This window comes from Streptomyces djakartensis (assembly GCF_014651075.1).
In the GTDB taxonomy this organism is placed as follows: domain Bacteria; phylum Actinomycetota; class Actinomycetes; order Streptomycetales; family Streptomycetaceae; genus Streptomyces; species Streptomyces djakartensis.
On the sequence record NZ_BMWE01000013.1, the window covers coordinates 86,616 to 106,814 of the forward strand.

Below are 20,199 nucleotides of genomic sequence, written 5' to 3' on the forward strand. Positions count from 1 at the left end.
CCGGTCCGGGACCTGCGCCCCCTGCACCGCGATGCTCATCGGCGCGAACCTGTAGACGGCAAGCCGATCCAGGAGGTGGACAGCATGTTCCGCTGCATCATGGTGGGCCTCGACGGTTCGTCCGAGAGCCGGGCGGCCGCGGAGTGGGCGGCCCGTGAGGCGAAGCTGCGTGGACTGCCCCTGCGGTTGGTGCACGTCTGGGAGCCTGTCGCGGAGCCCCTGGCCCAGGCACCGCTTCTCGGGACGGAGACCCTGAAGCACTGGAGCGAGCGTATTCCGCGCGGGGCCGCCGAGGGGCTCCGGTCGCGTCACCCGGGAGTCGAGGTGAGCGCGGTCCAGCTGAGCGGGGTGCCGGGCGATGTCCTGGTGGACGTGGCGAGGGACGCCGAACTGCTGGTCCTGGGATCCCGAGGGCTGAGCGGGGTCGGCGGCTTCATGGTCGGTTCCGTGGGCCAGGTGGTCATCGCGCGCACCGAGGTGCCGGTGGTGCTGGTGCGGTCCGGGGAGCAGGCGGCGGACGAACACGCCATGGACCCGGCCGGCATCCCGTCCGCGGCGACGCGGTTCCGCCCGGTGCTGCTGGGCCTGGACACCCGCACCCCCGACGACACGGTCGTCGCCTTCGCGTTCGATGAGGCCGCCCGCCGTGAGACCTCCCTGCGCGTTCTGCACGCCTGGAACCCCCCGCCCTACATCCACGGCCTGTCCGGCCACGCGAGCCTGTACGACGAACTCGCCCGGGAGCAGGCGGCCGCGCTCACCGAGGCGCTGCGCCCCTGGCGGCAGAAGTACCCGGCCGTCGAGGTGATCGAGGCCTCCCGCGCGGGCAGTGCCGCTGACCAGCTGGTGAGTTCCTCTCGCTATGCCTCGCTGGTCGTCGTGGGCCGGCGGACACGGCGCGGCCGGTTCGGCGTGCACATCGGACCCGTCGCGCACGCCGTACTGCACCACGCCGTCGCCCCCGTGGCCGTGGTGGCACACGCCTGACGACGCTCACAGCCCCGCCACGTGGTCGGGAACGTAGGTCTGCAGGTCGCGCGGCGGGCGCTGGTAACCGGTGGAGGGCGGTCGGTCCGGCAGGTCCAGCACGGGCGGCAGCACGTCGTGGTACGGCACGGAGTCCAGCAGGTGGGCGATCATGTTCAGCCGGGCGCGGCGCTTGTCGTCGCTCTCGACGACGTACCACGGGGCCTCGGCGATGTCGGTGTGCACCATCATCTCGTCCTTGGCCCGCGAGTACGCCTCCCAGCGGCTGATCGACTCCAGGTCCATCGGTGACAGCTTCCAGCGCCGCAGCGGATCCTCCAGACGCTTCCGGAAACGCTCCTGCTGCTCGGTGTCGCTCACCGAGAACCAGTACTTGCGCAGCAGGGTGCCGTCCTCGACGAGCATCCGCTCGAAGATCGGGCACTGGCGCAGGAAGAGCCGGTACTCCTCGTGGGTGCAGAAGCCCATCACGTGCTCGACACCGGCCCGGTTGTACCAGGACCGGTCGAACAGCACGATCTCTCCGGCGGTCGGCAGGTGCTCGACGTACCGCTGGAAGTACCACTGGCCGCGTTCACGCTCGGTGGGTTTCGGCAGTGCGGCGATGCGCGCGACCCGGGGGTTCAGGTGCTCGGTGACCCGTTTGATGGTGCCGCCCTTGCCGGCCGCGTCCCGCCCCTCGAAGACGACGACCAGCCGGGCGCCCTCCGCGCGCACCCATTCCTGGAGCTTCGCCAACTCCGTCTGAAGGCTCAGCAGTTCCTTCTCGTAGGCCTTGCGCGGCAGTCTGTCCGCCTTCTTCTCCGCCATCTCGCCTCCCGCTGTCAGCCGCCGGGCGTCGCGAGGTCGCGGGCCACCATGGACGCCCAGGCGCCGATCCGCTCGAAGTCGCGGTAGTCGCCGCCCCTTCCGGACTTGACGATCATCCGGGCGATGCGCCCCTTGACGTCGCCCTCCAGGCGCCCTCCGAACGTGGCGTGACCGCGAGGGTCGATGCGGTACATGACCCGCCGTACCCCGGGCGCCGGGGGGATGTCCCGCTCGGACGCCGAGGGGTCGAGAGGCCCGCTGCTGAACAGCCACACCGGCCGCTCGGCCAGGGCCTTGCGGTGCCGCCGTGCGAAGCGGCGGGCGTCACGCTGCCAGCGGCCCCCGTAGAGACCACCGCCGAGGACGACCGCACCGTACGACGTGACGTCGGCGACGTCCGCCGCGGGGCGCACGCTCACGTCCAGCCCTTCCTTGGCCAGGATCTCACCGACGTACTCGGCGATCTCGGCCGTCGATCCGTTGGTGGAGCCGTAGGCCACCAGCACTGTCTCGTTCATGATCGTCAGACCTCCTCACGGCCTGCGCTGCCAGTAGTAGGGGAGCCCGTGCAGGGCCGGTTCACCGGACGACGGCCGGGAGTCGTCGAAACGGTGGGTGAGGTGGTCGACGACCCCCACCACACCGTCCGTCCGGCGGCACATCTCCACCACCGTGGTGGCCTCGACACGCCGTTCCAGCTGTCCGGCGAGAACGACCACACCCTCGTGGACGTCCACGTCGACGGCATCGGACGGCAGCCCCATGGCCCGCTCCAGCACCTCGTTCCTGATCGCCCCCCGGATCTCCGCGTCGGGGCGCAGGAAGACCTGGAGCAGATCGCGGCGCGTGACCATGCCGACGAGCCGCTCCTCGTCGTCGACGACCGGCAGCCGTTCCACGCCGTGGTGTGCCATCACGCGAGCCGCCTCGACAACGGTCGCGTCGCTGTGCACGGTGATGGCCGGACGGGACATGAGCTGCCCGGCCGTCCGGGCCTGCGCCCTTGCCCGGCGGGCGCGCGATCCCGGCGTCCAGCGCGGCCGCCGGGACAGCCGTCGCGACCCCGGCGCGCCCGGGGCCTGCGCCTGCCTCGCCATGAGGTCCGTCTCGGAGATCACCCCGAGGACCTTCTCGTCGTCGTCCACCACCGGCAGACCGCTGATCCGGTGCTCGGCGAGCCGCCGGGCCACCTCCTTGAACGGTGTGCCGTACCCGGCGCGCACGACGTCGGCCGTCATCAGCGCACCGACCTTGTTGTGCCTCATCGTGTTCCGCCTCCTTCCGGTGGTGCAGGGACCCGCGTTCAGCGAAGCCGGCGCAAGTAGGGATCGTGGGCGCGGCGCGGCAGCAGCCGGATCCGCGCGTCCAGGGCGGTGACGTGCTCCGGCCGGGCGAGGACCGGATCGAAGTCCGCCTCGGCCAGCTGCGGCAGGTCGCTCGCCATCCGGGACAGCCGCAGCAGGAACTGCTCCAGCCCCTGGAGGTCGACCGGGCCGGTGCCGTCACGACCGAAGAGGAGCGGCGCGCAGCGCGGGGCGGTGATCAGGTCGTGCACGTCCTGATCGGTGAGCGGCGCCAGCCGGGCCGCGTGGTCGGCCAGAACCTCCGTCGCCGTGCCGCCGAGTCCGAACAGGACCAGCGGCCCGAACACCTCGTCCTGCACCACTCCCGCGAAGAGCTCGATGCCGCGCGGAGCGAGCGGCTGGACCACCGCACCGGTCATGATGTGGCCGAACCGGACGTCGAAGTCCCGGAAAGCGGCACGCACCTGGGCGTCTCCCCGCAGGTCCAGGTGGATCGCGTGCCGGGCGGTCTTGTGCGCGAGCCCCGGCCAGGAGGCCTTGAGGACGACGTGCCCGTCCGGCCCCTTGAGCCGGTCGGCGGCCCACACGGCCTCGTCCTCGGTCTCCGCCCAGGCCCACGGTGACTGCGGGATGCCGTAGCAGTCGAGGAGTTCGGCGCAGGTGCGCGGGTCGAGCCATCCGCCGTCGGGATGCCGCCGCAGGAACCGGTCGGCGACCGCCCGGCCACGGGTGGTGTCGACGCCGTCCAGGACCGGGACGGTGCCGGGCGGCCGGGCCAGCCGGCGGGCGCGCTCGGCCGCGTGGGCGAGGGCACGGGCGGCCGCCTGCGGGTCGGCGTACGCCGGCACCTGGCCGTTGTCCGAGGGCAGCAGCCGCACCGGAACGTCCTGGTCCAGGAGGACGGCGGCGACCGTGCGGGAGCGGCGTGCCGGAGCGTGGGTGAGGGCCCTGACCAGTACGTCGCCGGTGGCTGCGGCGACCGCGGTGGGCACCAGCGCGACGAGCACCGCGTCGGCACCGTCGTGGGTGGCGAGCCGGTCCACACAGGCACGCAACTGCTCCTCGGAGACCGCCGCCGTCGCGTCGACCGGGTTGGCGGTGCTCGCGCCCGCCGGGAGCACCGCCAGCAGGTCGTCGGCCAGGCCGGGCGGCAGCGGGGGCAGGTTCAGCCCGGCCTCCGCGCACGCGTCCGCGGCCAGGACACCGGCGCCGCCCGCGTTGGTGACCACGACGACCCGGCTCGCGGCGGGCAGCGGCTGGGTGTGCAGGAGGGCGGCGGTCTCCAGCAGTTCCGGGACGCTGCGGGTGGCGGTGATCCCGGCCTGGGCGAACAGGGCGCGCCGGGTCATGGTCGTCGTGGCGGCGGCCGCGGTGTGCGAGGCGGCGGCCCGCCGGCCCGCCTCGGTACGGCCGGCGTCGACGGTCAGGATGGGCATCCGGCGGGTGACACGGCGGGCGGTGCGGGAGAAGGCGCGCGGATTGCCGAAGGACTCCAGGTGCAGCAGAGCCAGGTCGGTGCGCCCGTCGGACTCCCACCACTGGAGCAGGTCGTTGCCGCTGACGTCGTACCTGTCGCCGAGCGAGACGAAGCTGGAGACCCCGATGCCGAGCCGCTCCAGCCCGCCGAGCAGGGCGATGCCCACCCCGCCGGACTGCACGGCGACACCGGCGCTGCCCGCTGCGGGGTGCGCGGCGGCGAAGGTGGCGTCGAGACGCACCCGTTCCTCGGTGTTGGCCACACCGAGGCAGTCGGGGCCGACGAGACGCATGTCGTGCTCGCGGCAGGCGGTCAGCAGGGCGCTGGACCGGTGGGCGTCGAGGCCGGAGGAGAGCACCAGCAAAGCACGGACGCCGAAGCGCCCGCACTCCTCGGCGACCTGTCCGACACCTTCGGCGGGCACGGCGATCACCGCGAGGTCGGGGACCCGCGGCAGGTCGCGCACGGCCGGGTAGCAGCGTACGCCGAGGACCGACGCCGCCGCCGGGTTGACCGCATACAGCGCACCCGTGAACCGGCCGGTGGACAGGTTGTGCAGGACCGCCCGGCCGACCGAGCCGGGCCCGCGTCCCGCCCCGACGACCGCGACGCACCCGGGCCGCAGCAGCGGCACCAGGCTGGCCACGTCCGCGGTCTGCCCGCGCCGTTCGACGCTCCTGCGGTAGTCCTCCGTGTCGTCCAGGGGGATCACGCAGTGCACTTCCGGTCCCGCGAACCGGCGTTCCGCACGCAGCCCCAGGTCGGCGAAGACCTTGAGCACCTCGTGGTTCTCGGCGAGCGCGTCCGCGGTGAACGTCCTGATGCCGTCGGCGCGGGCGGCGGAGACCAGATGCTCCAGCAGCAGTGTGCCCACTCCGCGGTGATGGCGTCCGTCCCCGACCGCGAGCGAGATCTCGGCGCTGCCGGAAGCGTCGCCGCCGTCGGTCCGGTACTCGGCGATGCCGATGATCCGGCCTCCGTGCTCCGCGACGAGCGCCCGGTAGCCGGCCTCCTCCGGCTGGGCGACCCTCGCGGCGGCCTGCTCGGCGGAGCGCCGGCTCACGGAGAAGAAGCGCAGCCGCAGGTTCGCGTCCGACATCTGCGAGTACAACCCGAGGACGGCCTCCCGGTCGTCCGGCCGCGCCGGACGTACGCACACCGTCGTGCCGTCGGTGAGCAGGGCGTGCACCCGTTCGCCGGATGCCCGGATGGCGGTCATGGTGTGCCTTTCGTCAGCGGGTCCTCGCTCTCAGCCTCGGCCTCGGAAGGCCGCGAGCCGATGGGCCGGTCGGGCACGGGGAGGACCGACGGTCCCGGGCCGGGCCCTCACGGCAGCGGCTCGCCCAACTCCGTCTCCACGGCGCCCGCCATCGCGCGCAGGACGTCGAGGGTCCGCCGCGCCTCGGCCTCGTCGACCTCGGTGATGGCGAAACCGACGTGCACGATGACGTACGAGCCGATACCGGCGCCAGGCGTGTAGTCGAGGCACACCTCGCGCCGTACACCGCCGAAGTCGACGGTGGCCATGCGCAGTCCGGCGTCGTCGCGCACCTGAAGGATCTGACCGGGTATGCCCAGGCACATCGCGTTCACCTCTCCCTCGCGAGCCGGGCGGCGGCCACCGCGGCCTGGCCGTAGCTGATGCCGCCGTCACCGACCGGAACCTCACCCCCGGCCAGGACCCGCAGGCCCTGGCTCCGAAGCCGTCGCCGCACCTCGGTGAGCAGACGGCCGTTGACGAAGCAGCCACCGCCCAGGCAGACCGTGCGGGGCGCGCCCTCCTCGACGGCCCGCGCGACGAGGTCCGCCGTGACACGGGCGAGCGTGAGGTGGAAGGCGGCCGCCAGGTCGGGCACCGGCTCACCGTCACCTCGCCGCTCCAGCAGGCCGGCCACCGTGGCGGTCGAGTCGTACACCCAGAGGCCGTCGGAGCGCACGATCCGGTGGGCGAGCGGCACGGCGTGCGCCGTTTTGGCCGCGGCCTCCAGGCGCACGGCCGCCTCACCCTCGTAGCTGACGGAGACGGCGAGCCCGAGCAGGGCGGCGACCGTGTCGAAGAGCCGTCCCGCGCTGGACGCGCGGGGGCAGTTGACGCGGCGAGCCACGAGCGCGCGTACCGCGGCGGCCTCGGCCGGATCCAGGTTCTCGGTGAAGCGCCGGACCAGCCCGGGGGAGGGGCGGGGCGTGCCCAGGGCCTCGGCGTCCAGCAGGTGGCCCAAGGCGGTGCGGGCGGGGTGGCGTACCGCCGCGTCGCCGCCGGGCAGGGGCGCGGTCGCGAACCTGCCCACGCGGCGGTAGCCGCCCAGATCGGCGAGGAGGATCTCGCCGCCCCACAGGGTGCCGTCGTCCCCGAGTCCCAGGCCGTCGTAGGCGACCCCGAGGAAGGGACCGGTCACCCCGTGCTCGGCCGCGACGGCCGCCACATGCGCGTGGTGGTGCTGGACCGCGATCCGGCGCAGGGGCTGCTGACGCGCCCATTGCGTGGACAGGTAGCCGGGGTGCAGGTCGTGGGCGAGCGCGCCCGGTTCGATGCCGGTGAGCCGCTTGAGGTCGTCGTAGGACCGGCGGAACGCCTCGTACGTCGCCACGTCGGCCAGATCGCCGGTGTGCGGGCCCAGATGCGCCCGCCCGTCTGCCGCGAGCGTGAAGGTGTGCTTGAGCTGGGCCCCCACCCCGGCGAGCGGGTCCTGCACGGCGAGTGGCATCGGCGCGGGTGCCAGGCCGCGGGCCCGGCGGACGGTGATCCGCTGCCGGCCCGCGATCCGGATCACCGAGTCGTCGTACCGGGCCCGGACCGGCCGGTCGTGGGTGAGGAACCCGTCCGCGACGCGGGCGAGCGCACCGAACGCCTCGGCGTCCTCGACGGCGATCGGTTCGTCGCTGAGGTTGCCGCTCGTCACCACCAGCGGGCGGGCCACCTCGTCCAGCAGCAGATGGTGCAGGCCGGTCGTGGGCAGGAAGAGACCCAGCCGCGGGACGCCGTGCGCGACCTGCGACGCGACCGGGTGCCGTCGCCGCGCGGCCAGCAGCACCACCGGACGCGCCGGCGAGGTGAGCACCGCGCGCTCCATGCGGCCGATCCGCGCCAGTCCGGACGCCGTCTCGAGGTCGCGGACCATGACCGCGAACGGCTTCGACGGCCGGTGCTTCCGCGACCGCAACGCGGCCACGGCCCCGCCGTCCGTCGCGTCGCACACCAGCTGGTAGCCGCCGAGCCCCTTCAGCGCGACGATGCCACCCCCGGTGACCGTCCTGACCGCGGCCCGCAGAGCCTCCTCGCCCCGCAGATCGTCCCAGGCCGGCCGAGGTCCGCAGACGGGACAGGCGACCGGTTCGGCGTGGAAGCGGCGGTCACCCGGGTTGGCGTACTCGGCAGCGCAGTCCGGGCAGAGAGGGAAACGGCGCATGGTCGTGCGTGCGCGGTCGTAGGGGAGATCTTCGATGATCGTCGCCCGGGGCCCGCAGTCGGTGCAGTTGATGAACGGGTAGCGGTACCGCCGGTCGGCCGGCTCGTACAGCTCCCGCAGGCAGGCGTCGCAGACGGCGGCGTCGGGAGGAATCTCGCGGTTCGTGGCCCCGGCGCGGCCGGACGCGCTGTGCCGCACCGCGAAGCCTCTGCCCCGGGCACCGGCCCGTGCTCCGGTCAGGTCGACGCGCCGTACGCGGGCCAGTGGCGGTGCCCCGGTGCCGAGGCGGGCGGCGAACTCGTCGATGGCCCGGGGGTCACCCGCGACTTCCCCTTCCACGTGACCGTCCACGTTCGCCACCCAGCCGTCGAGGCCCAGGGCATCGGCTGTGCGGTACACGAAGGGCCGGAAGCCGACTCCTTGCACGGTCCCGTACACGCGGAAGGCCCGTACGGTCATCGCGCACCTCCGGCCTCCGCGGCCCGGTGGCGGACCGCCTCCTCCTCGATCTCCTTCTCGACCGAGTCCGCGAGTGGTTCCACGACATCCGCCACGGCGGGCGTCAGACCGGTGCCGAGGGAGGCGTCGGCGCCCTCCACCGCGTACACGACGAGGCGCCCGGGCAGCCGTCCCAGGACGCGGGCGAGGTCGACGGCCTCACCGAGTCCGAGACCGTGCGAGCTGGTCGTCGCCGGGCGTCCCAGGCGCTCGGCGTCGAGTTCGATCCGGTGGATCCGGCCCGCGGTCCCCGGATGCGCCTGCGCCGCGTCCACGACCACGGCCAGCCGGGCGCCCTCCCACAGCCCGATCAGACGGGCCGGGTCACCGTCGCAGGCCGCCAGCACCGTCTCCGCAGGAAAGGCCCGGCTCCCGGCGCGTTCCAGCAGCCGGGCGAGAACCGCCGGGCCCACACCGTCGTCACGCCGGAACTCGTTCCCGACGCCGATGACGGCGATGCGCGCACCTGACCCCATGACTCCACGCTGGCGCCCGCCCCGACCGACGCCCCAGGGCCGAACGGCCCTCATCGGCGGGCCGTCCCGCCCGCATGCGGGGACCTGACGGCGGCCGGTTCCCCGTCCGGCCGTCCGAGGGGACGGAAGTCCGGTCATGCCGGGACCTTCGGCCCTGGGACCGGGAACGCTGCCGTCCGATGGTGGGAGCAGGTGGTGGGGGACGGATCAGCGACCTGTCGGAGGCCGGCTCATGAACAAGCGAGGTTCGCCGTTCGCATCGGGTCCGCCGCCACCCCGCAAGCACCACGTGGCGGCGCGGTCGAACCCGCTGAGGCGTCCGTCCGACAGGTTCGAATCCTGGCTCCACCGCTTCCTGATGCTCGTCCTCGTCATCGGACTGCCACTGGCGGCGATCGGCGCGGGGCTGACGGCCTACGACTCCACGATGCGCACCGTGCGCACCCAGACCGCGCAGCGCCATGAGGTCACCGCCCGGCTGACGTCGAACGTCACGGGCGGCAGCGAAGCGACCAGGCAGCCGGCGCAGGTCCGCTGGGCCGAGGAGAACGGCACCGTCAGGACCGGCACCACCCTGGTGAAGCCCGGAACGCCCAAGGGCGCCACCGTCCGGATCTGGGTGGACCGGGCCGGAACCGTCACCGATCGGCCGGTGACGGCGGCCACGGCGTGGAGCAACGGCGGCTTCCTGGGCGGTATGGCGGCCATCGGCCTGGTCGTCGGCGTCTACGGCGTACGCGCGGGCGTCGGCCTGGTCCTCGACCGGAGGAGGTATGCGCAGTGGGACGCCGAGTGGGACCTGCTGGAACCGCGGTGGTCCGAACGCTTCCGCCGGTGACCGGCGGGCAGCGCAGCACGTCCGGACCACATCCGTCCGGACCCGGACGAGGAGGATCGCGATGTCACACACCCTGGACTGGAACGTCCGGCTCCACCTCTCGGAGGACGACGAGGGAACGACCAGGGCACAAGCCGTGCTGGACACCGGCGCCGCCGCGCTCACCGGCCACGGAACAGCGCACTGCAACCCGGCGGACACCGACGTGCCGGAGATCGGCGACGAGCTCGCGGCCGGCAGGGCCATGAGGGACCTCGCCCAGCGGCTCCTGGACGCCGCCGAGCACGACATCGAGGGCATGGGCGCGACCCGGCCGCGCAGCCGCGAGGCCGCCGCATGGCTCAAGTGACGCCGGGAGCCGGTCACCCCCAGGACGCGACAGCACTAGCACGAAAGAGAGAGCAGTGATCATGCATGCTCATCTCGGCGACCAACTCGTAATCGACAGCCCGACGACCGGTGCGGCAAGGCGCGACGGCGAGATCATCGGACTGCACCATCCCGACGGGACGCCGCCCTACGACGTGCGCTGGTCGGACACGGACGAGGTGACGCTGGTCTTCCCCGGGCCCGACGCCCACATCCGTCACCACGGGCACGAGCCCGGCACCACGCACGATGCCTCCCCGCCGCGTACGGCCGGGCCGCAGGACGGAGCCCCGGACGGCCCGCCCGCCATGACAGCCCGCCTCGGGGACCTCGGACGCCGCATCGCCGCGGAACGCCGCAGACAGCGGCTGAGCAGGGAGGAAACGGCCCGCCGCGCCCGCATGTCACCGGAGTACCTGGCGTATGTGGAGGAGCGGCCCGCCGACCCGAGTGTGGCGACGCTCATCAGGCTGGCGGACGCCCTGGGCACCACCGTCGGCTCACTGCGCGGCGGAGGCGGCGACCTCCCGCCCGGTCAGGGGCACGCGCTGCTGCACCCGCGGCTGCGCGACCTCACCCCGGCGGAATGCCGCACCCTGCTCTTCACGCACGGCGTGGGACGGATCGCGATCACGGCGTCCGACGGCCGCCCGGCGGTCGTCCCGGTCAACTACGAGGTCGTCGACGAGGCGATCGTCTTCCGGACCGCGCCCGACTCGGTGCCCGCGGCCTCCGTGGGAACCGAGGTCGCCTTCGAGGTCGACCACGTCGACGAGGCCCTCAGCCAGGGCTGGAGCGTGCTCGCCGTCGGCCCCGCGAGCGTCGTCACGGACCCCGGCGCCATGCGGACGCTCACCCGACGCGCGCACACCACGCCATGGGCGGGCGGTGAACGCGAGATGTGGGTGTCCATCCGCCCCGTCACCCTCACCGGACGCCGCATCATCGCGGCCGACCGGTAGGGGCCACCCACACCGGAGGACGGCCGCGTCCGCCGTGCCGCCGGTCGATGATCCGGCGTCACGCACGAAACACCAGGAGGTGCCGGTCATGGCCAACTCGGTTGTCGCCGGTGTGGACGGCTCACCCGAGGGTCTCGCGGCGGCCGACTGGGCGGCCCGGGAAGCGCTCCGCCGGGGACTGCCGCTCCGGCTCGTGCACGCCTGGGAGGGGGGCCTGCCGGACGAAGTCGCCCCCGAAGCGGTGCTTCCGGAGCTGAGGGCCCCTCAGCAGAACGCCCACCACGTGCTTCGCAACGCCCTCGCCCGCGTGTCCGAGCGCTATCCGCGGCTGTCCGTCACCGCGGAACAGGTGTGCAGGCCGCCTGTCCCCACCCTGCTCGCCGAGTCCGGCGACGCCGCCCTGCTCGTCATCGGCAGCCAGGGCCCCAGTGGTCTGGGCGGCTTCGTGTCGGGGTCGGTGGCCATGGCCACCGTCGCCCGCATGGAACATCCGGTCGTCCTGGTACGGGCCGGCGAGAGTGCCGAGGCGGAGCATCTTCCGGACGCCGATGGCCGGCCCTCGACCCACACGCCCTGCCGGGACGTGGCGGTCGCCGTCGATACCGGCGAACCGTCCGGCGACGTCCTGGACTTCGCCCTCCACGCCGCCGAGCTGCGCCGGGCACCACTGCGCGCGGTCCGCGCCTGGCGGGTGCCGTTCTCCTACGGCCTTCCCGACGCCGGGACACGCGCCCGGCTCAGGGCGGCGGCCGAACACGAGCTGGCGGAACTGCTCGCACCGTGGCGCGAGAAGTACCCCACGGCCGTCGTCAAGGAGGAACTCCACGAGGGCTGGCCGGCACACGTCGTCGTCCGGGCCGCGGCCGGCGCCGGTCTGCTCGTCGCGGGCAGCCGCAGGCGCCGTACGGCGGTCGGCCCGCACACCGGCCCGGTCGCGCACGCCCTGATCCACCACGTGCGCTGCCCGCTCGCGCTGGTGCCGCACGACTGAGCGCTGTACGGCGCTGCCGGCCCGGCGAAGGCCCGGCTCGGCTCCCGGACGCGTCACTCGCCGGGCACCGCTGCTTCCCGCGCGTCGAGGACCAGCACCGCGACGTGCAGGGACGTGCGCTGCAGACCTGATTCCAGGTCGCAGCCGAGGACTCGTTCGATGGTGTGGAGGCGCTGGTAGTACGCCTGCCGGGACATGCCGGCCCGCTTCGCCGCGACCGACTTGTTCCCGGCTGCCGCGAGATAGGCCCGCAGGGCGGGAAGCAGGTCGCCGCCGTTGCGGTCGTCGTGCTCGATGAGGCGGGTCAGCTGCCGTTCCGCGTACCGCTGGAGCCGGGTGTCCGCCCGCAGCACACCCAGCAGCTCCGGGAGCCCGACGTCGGCGGAAACGTAGAACCAGCGGTCGGGTGAGGCGGGCGTGATCGCCTCGGCCGTCTGCTCGGCCTCCTGCCATGACCGGGCTATCCCGGAGAGGTCGGTCACGCCGGGGCCGACCGCGACGACGGCCTGCGGACCGAGCTCCTCGCGGGTCAGACGGCCGATCCGCTCGGCCACCGGCTGCCAGGCGCTCGCCTGCGCCAGGGCGAGCAGTACGCCGATCCGCCCCGGGGCCGTCGCGCCGACCAGGGCGCGGATGCCCGTCTGGGCCAGCGCCTTCGCCATCCGTTCGTCGAGATGCTCGTCGGCGCCGGTGTGCGGGTGGCGGACGACCACGGCGAAGAGTCGGTGGCCGAAGGCCGGCAGCCCCAGGGCCTCGGCGCGGGCACGGGCGTCCGCGGGGGAGCGGAAGCGCCGTTCGTACAGGTCCCGCAGCACGCAGCGGTGAGCCCGGCGCTCCCACCAGGCCGGTCCGGCCAGACGCGCCATGCTCAGGGCGACCGCCGCGCGCTCCAGGACCAGGATGTGCTCCGGGTCGGGCTCCGCGTTCAGCCGGCCCTCCAGCAGGACCAGCCGCCCCCACGGCCCGTGGTGATCCTGCACGGGTGCGATCAGCCACCCCTCCGGGCCGCTCGGCGCGATCTTCTCCGTGGTCGGCGCGGCCCGGGAACGCCTGGACCAGGCCGACACCACCGGCTCGTACGGCCGGCCGAGCAGTTCGCACATCAGGACCCGGTGGTTGAGGTCCTCCAGCACCACGGGAGCTCCGGTGAGCTCCGCGGTGGTGTGCACCAGCTCCTCCGGGTCCGCGCCCCGCAGCGTCAGGGCGGTGAAGATGTCCTGGACGTCCCTCCCACGGCGCAGCAGCGCCCCCTGGGCGTCCAGGATGAGCGCGTGCACCGTCTGCGTGACGTCGATGAACCGGACGCCACGGGCCAGCTCCACCAGGGGCACGTCCCGGGCACGGCAGGCCGCCACCAGTTCGTCGGGAACCCTCCGGTACCGGTGTCCGAGTTCAACGATCAGGCCGGCCGCGCCGACGTCGGCGAGCTGGTCGACGTAGCCACGCAGTTCGGAGGCGTCCTCGGGATAGGGCATGCCGGTCGTCAGCACCAGCTCGCCGCCCTCGAGGAAGTCGGCGGGGTTGAGCAGTTCCGTGACGTGCACCCACCGCACCGCACGGTCCAGCTGTGACTCGCCGGCCAGGACGCGCGGCATCCCCTCGGCGAGCACAGGCAGGCGCAGTACCTCCGTAATGCTGGGGAAGTGCCCGATTGCGGGATGTCTCGGCGGCATAGGGGGTGCTTTCGTGCGAGGGGTCGGGGTCACCTTCGCACCGGCCACTCACCGTGACAAGAGGGGGACGGACACTTTCCGAAGCGTGACCGTCCGCCGTGACAGAACGTCTCGAGAAGGCCCCAAGGCGGAACAGAGTGTGGGTTGACCAGCGTGTTCCCCCGGGCCGAAAGTGAACGCCATCCCCAGAGAGACCTGACTCGAAGAGGTCCGCCCGGTATCCGCACCGTGGTGGGGCACAACCGCCATCCAGACCACACCCGGCGAAAGGACGACCTCATGCGCATCCCGAAGCGCGTCGCCGTGATCGGTGCCGGCAGCATGGGCAGCCAGGTCATGTGGCGACTGGCCGCCCGCGGAGCCGAGGTCATCGGCTACGACCGGTACGCGCCGGGACACGACCGCGGCGCCGCCGGGGGCGAGACCCGTATCTTCCGCGCCGTGCACCTCGGTGACCCCGGGTACATCCCGCTGCTGCACCTCGCGGACCGGATGTGGGACCGGCTCCAGCGCGAGTCCGGCTTCCCGCTGCGGCGCCGCAGCGGCTGCCTCGTGATGGGTGATGCCGACTCGCCTCCCATGCGTCTTCTCCTCTCGGCCAGCACCGCGCACCGGCTGGACCACGAGGTACTGGACCAGGAGGCACTCGCCCGCCGCTACCCTCAGCACCGCCTCCCCACCGGGCACACCGCCGTCCTCGACCGGCTGGGCTCCGTCATCAGGCCCGAGGCGTCCATCCAGGCCGCTGCCGCTCGCGCCGAGCAACTCGGCGCCCGGCTGCACCGCTACACACCGGTGCGGGAGATCGCCCCCGCGCCGGGCGGCGGGGTGCATGTCGTCACCGAACACGGCACGGACCACGTGGACGCCGCGGTCGTGACGGTGGGCCCGTGGATCAACACCCTGCTGCCGGACCTTCCGCGGACGGTCGACGTCCGCCGGCTGATCAGCTCCTGGCACCTTCCCACCCGCCACGACTGGTTCGCGGGCGGCGCCCCCGCCTTCGTGCGCAGTACCCCCCACGACTGCTACGGACTCCCGTCCCCCGACGGCATCTCCGTCAAGCTGGGCCTCTCCTTCGCCCGCTATCTGCCGGTACCCGACCCCGAACGGCTCGACCGCACGGTACGCCCGGAGGAACTCGCCACCTTCCGCGAGCTCATCGCCGAACTGATGCCCGACCTGAACCCCGATCCCATCAGGCTGTCGGTCTACATGGAGGGATACACCACCTCCGGGAACCCGCTCGTCGGCCATCTGCCCGGCGAGGACGACATCATCGTCATGGTCGGCTTCTCCGGCAGCGGCTTCAAGCTCTCGCCCGCCATGGGTGAGATCGCCGCCGACCTCGCCCTCGACGGCAGCACCGAGCACCCCATCGGCTTCCTCGCACCGGCCGGCGTCGGCGCCCCCTGATCCACGGCAACCTCACCCCCGCTCCGGCCAGTCCGCCCCCGGCGCGCCCGAAAAAATCTGACAAATACCGAGCTGAAAGCTGTTCAGCTGTTCAGTTCCCCGGCTCCAGGGAGCACTCCCATGCCCATTCCCTCATTGCAGTTCCGGCCGAAGTACGTCTCGTTCGACTGCTACGGCACGCTGATCGAGTACCCGATCACCCCCATCACGCGTGAACTCGTCGGCGACCAGATCCCCGCGGAGCAGTGGGACCAGTTCGTCAAGGAGTTCCGCGGCTACCGCTACGACCAGGTCCGCGGCGAGTACTACTCCTACGAGCAGGTGCTGCACGACTCGTTCGAGCGGGTCTGCCGCAAGTGGGGTGTGAAAGCCGCCCCGGACGCGGGCAAGCGGTTCGCGGACGGCGTCCGCAGCTGGGGCCCGCACGCGGACGTGCCGGAGCCGCTGAAGAAGATGAGCGAGCACTACAAGCTGGTGATCTTCTCCAACGCCGACGACTCCTTCCTGGAAGAGAGCGTGCCCAGGCTCGGGGCGGACTTCCACGCGGTGTACACCGCTGAGCAGGCCGGCTTCTACAAGCCCCGGTACGCCGCCTTCGAGTACATGCTCGACCAGCTCGACGCGTCCCCCGAGGACTTCGTGCACGTCTCCTCGCACACCCGCTACGACCTGATGCCGATGCACGACATGGGCTTCCGCAACCTGATCCTGCTGGACCGCGGCTACGACCCCGTGACCCACGGCTACGACTACGTGCCGGTGAAGTCGCTGGACGACCTCAACACCATGCTCGGCATCTGACTGCGGCGCACACCGTCCCGCACGGACAGCCCCAGAGGCCTTGGCCGGCGGGTGGGTCTTCCACGGCATGCACGGCCCCGCACCCCCGTCCCCAGCCATCCCTCTTTCCCCTCAGCAACACCCCAGGAGGCACACGATGAGAGACGCCCGTATAGACCGCAGGCTCTTCCTGCGCGGCGTCGGCGGAGCCACGGCGGGTCTCGCCGCCGCGACCGCCCTCAGCGCCTGCGGTACCGGCGTCAGCCGCAGCGCTTCCACCGGCACCGGTGGCAAGGGCGGCAAGACAGTGGTCGTCCGCGACAGCGGCGGCTCTTACGGTGCTGCGCTGCAGAAGGCGATCTACACGCCGTTCCAGCAGGAGACCGGCATCCAGGTGAAGGTACTCAACCTGGACGACGCTCCGCTTCTCGCCCAGATCAAGCAGGGCCGTCCGCAGTGCGACCTCATCAACAACTCGATGATGTCCCACCTCAAGTACGTCAAGCAGGACGCGCTGGAGACGCTGGACCGCGACCGGCTCAAGAGTCTGAAGAGCGCGAAGATCCCGACGGCGCAGATCACCGATCACGCAGTCGGTCACAGCTTCTACGGGCAGTGCATCGGGTACCGCACGGATGCCTTCGACGGCAGGAAGCCGCAGTCGTGGGCGGACTTCTGGGACACCAAGCAATTCCAGGGGTCACGTGCGATGGTCCACCCGGACGGTGACCTGCCGGAGCTCGAGTTCGCGCTGCTGGCCGACGGTGTTGCGATGGACAAGCTGTATCCGCTGGATGTGGACCGTGCGTTCAAGGTGCTGACCCGGCTGCGCTCGGACATCAAGAAGTTCTGGGACAGCGGCCCGCTGCCCGGTGTGCTGCTGAGCCGCCAGGAGGTGACGATGTCCACGGTGTGGGACGGTCGGCTGGCTGATCTGCAGAAGCAGGGTGTGCCGGTGGCGCGTCAGTTGAACGGGATGCGCCGTCAGTTCTCGGGCTATGCCATCGCCAAGGGCGCGGCCAACGTGGATGCCGCCTACCAGCTGATGGACTTCGCGCTGCGTGCCGAGAGCCAGGCCGCCCTGGCGAAGGCGTTCCCGTCGAACCCGTCCTCCCCGGTGGCCTACGCCAAGCTCACCGAGGACGAGCGCAACGCGCTCGCGGGCGCGCCGAAGTACTACGACAAGGGCTTCGACGCGGATGTCGACTGGTGGCTGAAGAACGAAGCGGCCGTCACCAAGCGCTGGTTGGAGTGGGCCCGTGGCTGATTTCGGTGTTGCCGCACCGTCGGTGAAGGTGGCCGGCGCCAAGCCGGCCACCGCGACCGGCAAGGCGCTGTCGGTGGTGGCCCTGCGCAAGACCTACGGCGATGTCGTCGCCGTGGACGAGGCGTCGATGGAGATCGCGGCAGGGGAGTTCGTCACCTTCCTCGGCTCCTCCGGGTCGGGCAAGACCACGACGCTGATGATGATCGCCGGGTTCTGTGAGCCCGACTCCGGCACCATCACCGTCGGCGGCCGTGACGTCACCCGGCTCGCCCCGCAGAAACGGAATCTCGGCTTCGTCTTCCAGCAGTACCTGCTCTTCCCGCACATGACCGTGCAGGAGAACGTCGCCTTTCCGCTGACGTTGCGCGGGGTGGGCAAGGACGAGATCCGCCGCAGGGTGGGGGAGACGCTGGAGATCGCGGGCCTGTCCGGGTTCGGTCATCGCAAGCCGCGTGAGCTGTCGGGTGGTCAGCAGCAGCGGGTGGCGCTGTGCCGGGCGCTGGTCTACCGTCCGCCGGTCATCCTCATGGACGAGCCGCTCGGCGCCCTGGACAAGAAGCTGCGCGACCAGCTCCAGGTCGAGATCAAGACCATTCAGCAGGAACTCGGCCTGACCGTCATCTATGTGACGCATGATCAGGAAGAGGCGCTGGTCATGTCCGACCGCATCGCGGTCATGCGCAGCGGCCTGATCGAGCAGTTCGACACCCCGAGGGAGCTGTTCGAGCGTCCCAGGACCCCGTTCGTCGCGGACTTCCTCGGCGCGGCCAACTTCCTGTCCGGCCGGGTACTGCAGAGCACCGACGGGCACACCGTCGTCCGCCTCACCGCATCCGGAGGTCTGATCAAGGCGCGCCGTCACCGGTTGCCCTCCGGTACGCAGGTGAAGGTCGCCGTGCAGCCGGGCCGGCTGCGGGCCTGTGCCGCCGATGACGGGTTCTGTACCGGCACGGTCGAGACCGCCACCTACGTCGGCACGCTGGTCCGCGCGGGTGTGCGCATCGACGGCGGCGACGCGCCGCTGCTGCGCCTGGAAGTACCCGCCGGACGCGGCCCGGTCGCCGGCGAACGGGTCGGAATCACCGCCGACCCCGACGACGTCAACCTCTTCCCCGTCGAACAGGACGGGTGAGCCATGGCCGCCACCCTCACCCAAGCACCCGCACCCCCGCGCAAGCTCCTGGCCTCCCGCCGCACCCGGGTCGGCATCCTCTACGCGCTGCCGGTCGTGGCGTATCTGCTGGTGCTGTTCGTCTACCCGATCTTCAGCACCCTGCTGCTCAGCCTGAAGGACGCCGACGGGTCCTTCACGCTGCACTGGTACGCCGACGCGCTCACCGGCGTCAACCTCTCCGTGCTGTTCACCACCCTGCGGATCTCCGCCGAAACAGCCGTGCTGAGCCTGGTCTTCGGGTTCCTGCTGGCCCAGGCGATCACCCGGCTCAAGCCCGTCCTGGCGGGCCTCGCGATGCTGGTCGTGGTCGTACCGCACTTCATCAGCGCCCTGGTGCGCACCTACGGCTGGATCATCATGCTCGGCGACAAGGGCCTGGTGAACGAGACCCTCACCGCCCTGTCGATCCCCGGAGCGCCGTTCCAACTGCTCTACAACGAACTCGGCGTGGTCATCGGCACCACCTCCATGATGCTCCCGTACACGGTGCTGCTGCTCTACGGCGTGATGCGCGGCGTCGACCGGCGCCTGATGGCCGCCGCGGCCAGCATGGGCGCCGGCCGCGTGACGATCTTCCGCCGGGTTTATCTGCCGCTGGTCGCCCCGGGTCTGGCCAGTGCGGGACTGCTCAGCTTCATCCTCTCGCTGGGCTACTACATCACCCCCGCCCTGATGGGCGGACCCAACCAGACGATGATCGCCACCCTCATCAACCAGCAGGTCACCAAGGAGAACCAGTGGAACGGGGCCGCCGCTCAGGGCGTCATCCTGCTGCTGCTCACCTTCGCCGGACTGCTGCTGGTCAAGGCCGTGACCTCGCTCGGCGCCAGCCGTAGGAAGAGGAGTGCGTCATGATGGAACTGCGCAGCAGCCTGACCGGGCGGATCGTCCTGACCGCGGTGGCCACCGTGATCCTGCTGTTCCTGGCGCTGCCGATCGTGGTCATCCTCGTCACCTCCTTCAGCAACAACGCCTTCGCCGCCTTCCCGCCCCAGGCGTGGACGCTGAACTGGTACAAGGCACTGTTCGCCGACGGCAGCAAATGGCCGGCCGCACTCTCCCTGAGCGCGTTCGTCGCCTGCCTCAGCACACTCTTCTCACTGATCATCGGCGTGACCGCCGCGACCGCCCTGACCCGCAGCGAACTCCCGCTGCGCTCCGCGGTCTACGCCCTGGTCCTCGGACCGCTGGTCATCCCCCAGATCGTCACCGCACTCGGTCTGTTCCTGCTCTTCGAGCCCGCAGCCATGCTCGGCAGCCCCATCGCCATCGCCCTGGGCCACACCGTGCTGGCCTCACCCATCGCGGTGCTGATCCTGATCGCGACCCTGCGGAGCATCGACGAACGCCTCGAGGACGCCGCGGCCAGCATGGGCGCCGGCCGGCTGACCATCGCCCGGCGCATCACCTTCCCCCTCGCCGCCCCCGGCATGATCGCGGCCGCGATCTTCTCCTTCATCACCAGTTTCGACGAGTTCTACATCTCCCAGTTCCTCTCCTCCGTCGACACCGTCACCCTGCCCGTGCAGGTCTACAACTCCCTCACCTTCGAGATCGACCCCAGCGTGACCGCCGTCAGCGCGCTGCTCACCGCCTTCGCCGTCCTCGCCCTCGGCATCGTCGCCCTGGTCCGCTGGATCGGCTCCGGAAAGCAGGGCTCCCTGCTCTCGGTCGAGAACACGGCAGGTGTCGCCAACCCGGCGGGCGAGGCCGTATGACCACCGCCGCCACCGCTCGGCGGGCCGATTGCGCGAGGACGGCTTCCACGCC

General features: G+C 71.9%; 19 protein-coding genes. 11 read left to right on the forward strand and 8 right to left on the reverse strand.

From position 1 onward, the window contains the following. Positions 1-84: 84 nt before the first annotated feature. Complete coding sequence (locus tag IE212_RS22805) at positions 85-987, forward strand: universal stress protein (protein WP_190199768.1); 903 nt, start codon at positions 85-87, stop codon at positions 985-987. A 6-nt stretch (positions 988-993) separates the two neighbouring features. On the opposite strand, the gene ppk2 is transcribed toward IE212_RS22805, so the two are convergent. From ppk2 to IE212_RS22840, 7 genes are all read right to left on the reverse strand, one after another. After that, positions 994-1,797, reverse strand: a complete 804-nt coding sequence (ppk2, locus tag IE212_RS22810) for a polyphosphate kinase 2 (RefSeq protein WP_190199769.1) — start codon at positions 1,795-1,797, stop codon at positions 994-996. 14 nt (positions 1,798-1,811) lie between these two features. After that, on the reverse strand, positions 1,812-2,315 hold the full coding sequence (locus IE212_RS22815; RefSeq protein WP_190199770.1) for a flavodoxin domain-containing protein: 504 nt from the start codon (positions 2,313-2,315) through the stop codon (positions 1,812-1,814). 15 nt (positions 2,316-2,330) lie between these two features. After that, a complete protein-coding gene (locus tag IE212_RS22820) occupies positions 2,331-3,062 on the reverse strand; it encodes a CBS domain-containing protein (protein ID WP_190199771.1) in 732 nt (243 codons plus the stop codon). 38 nt (positions 3,063-3,100) lie between these two features. Beyond that, positions 3,101-5,797, reverse strand: coding sequence for a bifunctional acetate--CoA ligase family protein/GNAT family N-acetyltransferase (locus IE212_RS22825; protein ID WP_190199772.1), 2,697 nt, complete (start codon positions 5,795-5,797; stop codon positions 3,101-3,103). A gap of 107 nt (positions 5,798-5,904) precedes the next feature. Continuing rightward, a complete protein-coding gene (locus IE212_RS22830) occupies positions 5,905-6,162 on the reverse strand; it encodes a HypC/HybG/HupF family hydrogenase formation chaperone (protein WP_190199897.1) in 258 nt (85 codons plus the stop codon). A 5-nt stretch (positions 6,163-6,167) separates the two neighbouring features. Beyond that, entirely contained in the window at positions 6,168-8,444 is a 2,277-nt protein-coding gene (hypF, locus tag IE212_RS22835; RefSeq protein WP_190199773.1) for a carbamoyltransferase HypF, read from the reverse strand. Continuing rightward, positions 8,441-8,959 (reverse strand): hydrogenase maturation protease, encoded by a 519-nt coding sequence (locus tag IE212_RS22840; protein ID WP_190199774.1) that lies wholly within the window; start codon positions 8,957-8,959, stop codon positions 8,441-8,443. The genes hypF and IE212_RS22840 overlap by 4 nt, the downstream gene beginning before the upstream one ends. A 232-nt stretch (positions 8,960-9,191) precedes the next feature. On the opposite strand from IE212_RS22840, the gene IE212_RS22845 reads away from it, so the two are divergent. From IE212_RS22845 to IE212_RS22860, 4 genes are all read left to right on the forward strand, one after another. After that, on the forward strand, positions 9,192-9,797 hold the full coding sequence (locus tag IE212_RS22845) for an Rv1733c family protein (protein ID WP_190199775.1): 606 nt from the start codon (positions 9,192-9,194) through the stop codon (positions 9,795-9,797). A gap of 61 nt (positions 9,798-9,858) precedes the next feature. After that, the gene (locus tag IE212_RS22850; protein WP_190199776.1) at positions 9,859-10,146 is read left to right on the forward strand and encodes a DUF1876 domain-containing protein; all 288 of its coding nucleotides are present in this window, start codon (positions 9,859-9,861) and stop codon (positions 10,144-10,146) included. Positions 10,147-10,207: 61 nt separating this feature from the next. Beyond that, positions 10,208-11,128: a DUF1918 domain-containing protein gene (locus IE212_RS22855; RefSeq protein WP_190199898.1), complete on the forward strand. Its 921-nt coding sequence runs from the start codon at positions 10,208-10,210 to the stop codon at positions 11,126-11,128. An 88-nt stretch (positions 11,129-11,216) separates the two neighbouring features. Next, a complete protein-coding gene (locus IE212_RS22860; protein WP_190199777.1) occupies positions 11,217-12,119 on the forward strand; it encodes a universal stress protein in 903 nt (300 codons plus the stop codon). Between the two features lie 53 nt (positions 12,120-12,172). On the opposite strand, the gene IE212_RS22865 is transcribed toward IE212_RS22860, so the two are convergent. Then, positions 12,173-13,792 (reverse strand): PucR family transcriptional regulator, encoded by a 1,620-nt coding sequence (locus IE212_RS22865; RefSeq protein ID WP_190199778.1) that lies wholly within the window; start codon positions 13,790-13,792, stop codon positions 12,173-12,175. Between the two features lie 279 nt (positions 13,793-14,071). On the opposite strand from IE212_RS22865, the gene solA reads away from it, so the two are divergent. From solA to IE212_RS22895, 6 genes are all read left to right on the forward strand, one after another. Next, positions 14,072-15,208 (forward strand): N-methyl-L-tryptophan oxidase, encoded by a 1,137-nt coding sequence (gene solA, locus IE212_RS22870; RefSeq protein WP_190199779.1) that lies wholly within the window; start codon positions 14,072-14,074, stop codon positions 15,206-15,208. Positions 15,209-15,328: 120 nt separating this feature from the next. Then, positions 15,329-16,009 (forward strand): haloacid dehalogenase type II, encoded by a 681-nt coding sequence (locus IE212_RS22875; RefSeq protein ID WP_190199780.1) that lies wholly within the window; start codon positions 15,329-15,331, stop codon positions 16,007-16,009. Between the two features lie 136 nt (positions 16,010-16,145). Then, positions 16,146-17,255, forward strand: coding sequence for an ABC transporter substrate-binding protein (locus IE212_RS22880; RefSeq protein ID WP_190199781.1), 1,110 nt, complete (start codon positions 16,146-16,148; stop codon positions 17,253-17,255). Then, positions 17,248-18,387: an ABC transporter ATP-binding protein gene (locus IE212_RS22885; RefSeq protein WP_190199782.1), complete on the forward strand. Its 1,140-nt coding sequence runs from the start codon at positions 17,248-17,250 to the stop codon at positions 18,385-18,387. The genes IE212_RS22880 and IE212_RS22885 overlap by 8 nt, the downstream gene beginning before the upstream one ends. A gap of 3 nt (positions 18,388-18,390) precedes the next feature. After that, the gene (locus IE212_RS22890) at positions 18,391-19,284 is read left to right on the forward strand and encodes an ABC transporter permease (protein WP_190199783.1); all 894 of its coding nucleotides are present in this window, start codon (positions 18,391-18,393) and stop codon (positions 19,282-19,284) included. Continuing rightward, entirely contained in the window at positions 19,281-20,147 is an 867-nt protein-coding gene (locus tag IE212_RS22895) for an ABC transporter permease (RefSeq protein ID WP_190199784.1), read from the forward strand. Before IE212_RS22890 ends, IE212_RS22895 begins: the two co-directional genes overlap by 4 nt. Positions 20,148-20,199: the final 52 nt, after the last annotated feature.

Coding starts and splice junctions, on each gene's coding strand:
- IE212_RS22805 (WP_190199768.1), top strand. CDS start 85: ATGTTCCGCTGCATCATGGTGGGCCTCGACGGTTCGTCCGAGAGCCGG.
- ppk2 (WP_190199769.1), bottom strand. CDS start 1,797: ATGGCGGAGAAGAAGGCGGACAGACTGCCGCGCAAGGCCTACGAGAAG.
- IE212_RS22815 (WP_190199770.1), bottom strand. CDS start 2,315: ATGAACGAGACAGTGCTGGTGGCCTACGGCTCCACCAACGGATCGACG.
- IE212_RS22820 (WP_190199771.1), bottom strand. CDS start 3,062: ATGAGGCACAACAAGGTCGGTGCGCTGATGACGGCCGACGTCGTGCGC.
- IE212_RS22825 (WP_190199772.1), bottom strand. CDS start 5,797: ATGACCGCCATCCGGGCATCCGGCGAACGGGTGCACGCCCTGCTCACC.
- IE212_RS22830 (WP_190199897.1), bottom strand. CDS start 6,162: ATGTGCCTGGGCATACCCGGTCAGATCCTTCAGGTGCGCGACGACGCC.
- hypF (WP_190199773.1), bottom strand. CDS start 8,444: ATGACCGTACGGGCCTTCCGCGTGTACGGGACCGTGCAAGGAGTCGGC.
- IE212_RS22840 (WP_190199774.1), bottom strand. CDS start 8,959: ATGGGGTCAGGTGCGCGCATCGCCGTCATCGGCGTCGGGAACGAGTTC.
- IE212_RS22845 (WP_190199775.1), top strand. CDS start 9,192: ATGAACAAGCGAGGTTCGCCGTTCGCATCGGGTCCGCCGCCACCCCGC.
- IE212_RS22850 (WP_190199776.1), top strand. CDS start 9,859: ATGTCACACACCCTGGACTGGAACGTCCGGCTCCACCTCTCGGAGGAC.
- IE212_RS22855 (WP_190199898.1), top strand. CDS start 10,208: ATGCATGCTCATCTCGGCGACCAACTCGTAATCGACAGCCCGACGACC.
- IE212_RS22860 (WP_190199777.1), top strand. CDS start 11,217: ATGGCCAACTCGGTTGTCGCCGGTGTGGACGGCTCACCCGAGGGTCTC.
- IE212_RS22865 (WP_190199778.1), bottom strand. CDS start 13,792: ATGCCGCCGAGACATCCCGCAATCGGGCACTTCCCCAGCATTACGGAG.
- solA (WP_190199779.1), top strand. CDS start 14,072: ATGCGCATCCCGAAGCGCGTCGCCGTGATCGGTGCCGGCAGCATGGGC.
- IE212_RS22875 (WP_190199780.1), top strand. CDS start 15,329: ATGCCCATTCCCTCATTGCAGTTCCGGCCGAAGTACGTCTCGTTCGAC.
- IE212_RS22880 (WP_190199781.1), top strand. CDS start 16,146: ATGAGAGACGCCCGTATAGACCGCAGGCTCTTCCTGCGCGGCGTCGGC.
- IE212_RS22890 (WP_190199783.1), top strand. CDS start 18,391: ATGGCCGCCACCCTCACCCAAGCACCCGCACCCCCGCGCAAGCTCCTG.
- IE212_RS22895 (WP_190199784.1), top strand. CDS start 19,281: ATGATGGAACTGCGCAGCAGCCTGACCGGGCGGATCGTCCTGACCGCG.